Here is a 3,510-nt window from a genome sequence, read left to right on the forward strand (position 1 = left end):
CACGGCCGCGCCGGCCCCGGCGGTGCTGGGGTGCGCGGCCGCCACCCCGGGCCGGACGCGCTCGTCCGGCGGGACGGGGCTCACCACCGCAGCAGCTCCGCGGCGACGTCGAGGCGGGGGACGGTGATCGCGGCGTCGGCGGCCGCGGCCACCACCGGCTTGGCGCAGTAGGCGATGCCCAGACCGGCCGCGGCGAGCATGTCGAGGTCGTTGGCGCCGTCGCCGATCGCCACGCAGGCCTCCAACGGCACGCCGAGCTCCCCGGCCCACTGCTCGAGGGTGGCGGCCTTGACCGCCCGGTCCACCACCTCGCCGCGCACCCGGCCGGTGAGCCGGCCGTCGGCGACCTCGAGCTGGTTGGCCCGCACGTGGGTGATGCCGAGCAGCTGGGCCAGGGGCTGCACCACCTCGATGAACCCGCCGGAGACCAGGCCGATGGTGGCCCCGTGCTCGCGCGCCCGCGCGATCAGGTCGCTGGTGCCGGGGGAGAGCCGCAGGTGCTGCAGCACGTCGGCCAGCGCCGTCACCGGGACGCCCTCCAGCGTCGCCACCCGGGCGTGCAGGCTGGCGGCGAAGTCCAGCTCGCCGCGCATCGCCCGCTCGGTGACCGCCGCCACCTCCTCCCGCGTGCCGGCGTGCTCGGCCAGCAGCTCGATCACCTCCGCGGTGATCAGCGTGGAGTCGACGTCCAGCACCAGCAGGCCGGCGCCCTCGGGCAGCGGCGGCACCAGCACCGCGGAGTCCCAGCCCGACCCGGTCAGCACCTCGGCGAGGCGTGCCCGCAGCCCGGCGACGTCCTCGGCCTGCGCGGTGAGCTCCACGCTGACCAGGTCGTCGCGTTCGCGGGTCCCGACGTCGGCGGCCTCGGGCAGCACGCGGCGCACCAGGTCGGCAGCGGCTGCCGGGTCGGCCGGTCGGGGGCGGACGAGCACGATGCGCAGCGGGGTCACACCGAGATCCTAGGGTCGAGCGCCTCCGCGGGGGTGTGGTGCCGGCCACGTCCGGTGCACGCCCCGCCGTGCGTCGGTAGGGTGCCGGGCGTGCCAGCCCAGACCCCGACCGCCGACGCCGCCCGCACCCTGGTCGCCGCCGCGGACGGCTCCGCGCTGGGCAACCCGGGCCCGGCCGGCTGGGCCTGGTACGTCGACGACGACACCTGGGCCGCGGGCGGCTGGCCGCACGGCACCAACAACATGGGCGAGCTGATGGCCGTCCTCGACCTGCTGCGCTCCACCGCCGACCTCGGCGTGCCGCTGCGGGTGCTGTGCGACAGCACCTACGTCATCAAGGCCGTCACCGAGTGGATGCCCGGCTGGAAGCGGCGCGGCTGGAAGAAGGCCGACGGCAAGCCGGTGCTCAACCAGGACCTGCTGCGCGAGCTGGACGCCGCCCTGCAGGGCCGCGAGGTCGTCCTGGAGTGGGTCAAGGGCCACGCCGGGCACGCCATGAACGAGGCCGCCGACCTGCGGGCCCGGGCCGTCGCGACCGCGTTCCAGCGCGGCACCGAGCCCGACACCGGGCCGGGCATCGCCGGGCTCGCCCAGCACGAGCTCCGGGTGCCGGCCAGCACACCGACCGAGGACGTCGACCTCGACGAGACCGAGGAGCCGGACGCCGAGACCGAGCTGGTGCCGCCGACCACCGACGAGCCCACCCCGGTGGACGCGCTGTTCGCCACCCCCGACCCGACCGACGAGGAGATCGTCGTCGCCCACGAGCGCGAGCTGCTCGACCCGCGGGTGCGCGCCGACCCGGAGCGGGTGGAGCAGCTGCTGCACCCGCACTGGCGCGAGGTCGGTACGTCGGGCCGGCTGTGGAGCCGGGCCGAGATGGTCGAGCACCTGGCCACCGCGCCCGGACGCCGGACCGGCCTGGACGTCGTCGAGGTCAGTCGGGTCGACGCCGCCACCATGCTGCTGCTGTGGCGCAGCAGTGACGAGCGGGGCACCGCGCTGCGCAGCTCGGTGTGGGTGCTGGGCCCCTCGGGCTGGCGCCAGCGCTTCGCCCAGGGCACCCCGGAGGCCTGAGCCGCACCCGCGGCGGGGGAGGGCGAGGCCTACCACACCCGTCCCCCGGACCCGATTTGGCTCACGGGCCGATCTCTGACAGTATTGCCGGGTTGCTCCGACGGGTTGCCGGGGTGAGGTGCGCCATCACGTGGCCGCACTCGCCGCACCGAGAGACCCGATCGTGGCCGGGCCGCAGGGCCGGGCACCACAACCAAGGCAGGATCCGTCCTTCCTGGTGTGCGTCCGAACTCCGCGACACACCCGACCGCGTGGGTCGGAGAGACGGGACAGTGGTTCGCCCGTACGGGCTGCCGACACTGCAGGACGGATAGTGAGGACGAACTGTGGCGGGACAAAAGATCCGCATCAGGCTGAAGGCCTATGACCACGAGGTGATCGACTCCTCGGCGCGCACGATCGTCGACACGGTCACCCGTACCGGCGCCACCGTCGCCGGCCCGGTGCCGCTGCCCACGGAGAAGAACGTTTACTGCGTGATTCGTTCGCCGCACAAGTACAAGGACAGCCGCGAGCACTTCGAGATGCGCACCCACAAGCGGCTGATCGACATCATCGACCCCACCCCGAAGACGGTCGACTCGCTGATGCGTCTCGACCTCCCCGCGGGTGTCGACATCGAGATCAAGCTCTGAGGACTGACGAAGACATGAGCGAACGCAAGCTGAAGGGCCTGCTGGGCACCAAGCTCGGCATGACCCAGCTCTGGGACGAGAACAACCGGGTCGTGCCGGTGACGGTGATCCAGGCCGGCCCCTGTGTGGTGACCCAGGTCCGCACCCCGGACAAGGACGGCTACTCCGCCGTCCAGCTCGGCTTCGGTGCGATCAAGGCCAAGAAGGTCAACAAGCCCTCCGCCGGGCACTTCGCCAACGCCGACGTCACCCCGCGCAAGCACCTCGTCGAGCTGCGCACCACCGACGCCTCGGAGTACGCCCTGGGCCAGGAGCTGAGCGCCGACGTCTTCGCCGCCGCCGACGTGGTGGACGTGACCGGTGTCAGCAAGGGCAAGGGCACCGCCGGTGTCATGAAGCGTCACGGCTTCGGCGGTCTGCGCGCCACCCACGGTGTGCACCGCAAGCACCGCTCGCCGGGCTCCATCGGCGGCTGCGCCACCCCGGGCCGCGTCTTCAAGGGTCTGCGGATGGCCGGGCGCATGGGTGTCGACAAGGTGACGGTGCAGAACCTCTCCGTGCACGCGGTGGACGCCGAGCGCGGTCTGATCCTCGTCAAGGGAGCGATCCCCGGCGTCAAGGGCGGCCTGGTCGTCCTGCGCAGCGCAGCCAAGAAGGGAGATGTCGCGTGAGCACCCTCACCATCGACGTCGTCGACGGCTCCGGCCAGAAGTCCGGCAGCACCGACCTGCCGGCCGAGCTCTTCGACGCACCGGTCAACATCCCGCTGATCCACCAGGTCGTGGTGGCCCAGCTGGCCGCCGCCCGCCAGGGCACCCACGCCACCAAGACCCGCGGCGAGGTCCGCG

5 protein-coding genes are annotated in these 3,510 nt (G+C 73.2%); 4 read left to right on the plus strand and 1 reads right to left on the minus strand.

The features are described from left to right. Positions 1 to 80: 80 nt before the first annotated feature. Positions 81 to 950, minus strand: coding sequence for a phosphoserine phosphatase SerB (gene serB / locus DVA66_RS18355; protein WP_198671929.1), 870 nt, complete (start codon positions 948 to 950; stop codon positions 81 to 83). Between the two features lie 90 nt (positions 951 to 1,040). Here serB and DVA66_RS18360 point away from each other — a divergent pair, with 90 nt between their 5' ends. From DVA66_RS18360 to rplD, 4 genes are all read left to right on the plus strand, one after another. Further along, positions 1,041 to 2,027, plus strand: a complete 987-nt coding sequence (locus tag DVA66_RS18360) for a ribonuclease HI family protein (RefSeq protein ID WP_114561330.1) — start codon at positions 1,041 to 1,043, stop codon at positions 2,025 to 2,027. A gap of 326 nt (positions 2,028 to 2,353) precedes the next feature. Continuing rightward, a complete protein-coding gene (gene rpsJ, locus DVA66_RS18365; RefSeq protein ID WP_090592218.1) occupies positions 2,354 to 2,662 on the plus strand; it encodes a 30S ribosomal protein S10 in 309 nt (102 codons plus the stop codon). 14 nt (positions 2,663 to 2,676) lie between these two features. Then, complete coding sequence (gene rplC / locus DVA66_RS18370; RefSeq protein ID WP_114561331.1) at positions 2,677 to 3,333, plus strand: 50S ribosomal protein L3; 657 nt, start codon at positions 2,677 to 2,679, stop codon at positions 3,331 to 3,333. Continuing rightward, positions 3,330 to 3,510: 50S ribosomal protein L4 (rplD, locus tag DVA66_RS18375; protein ID WP_114561332.1), on the plus strand; the 181-nt coding region annotated here is incomplete at its 3' end. The genes rplC and rplD, both read left to right, overlap by 4 nt.

Source organism: Desertihabitans aurantiacus, assembly GCF_003344635.1.
GTDB classification, from domain to species: domain Bacteria; phylum Actinomycetota; class Actinomycetes; order Propionibacteriales; family Propionibacteriaceae; genus Desertihabitans; species Desertihabitans aurantiacus.

What these genes read in the sequence shown, in the direction of transcription:
- rplC (WP_114561331.1), top strand. Translation starts at nt 2,677, where the DNA reads ATGAGCGAACGCAAGCTGAAGGGCCTGCTGGGCACCAAGCTCGGCATG.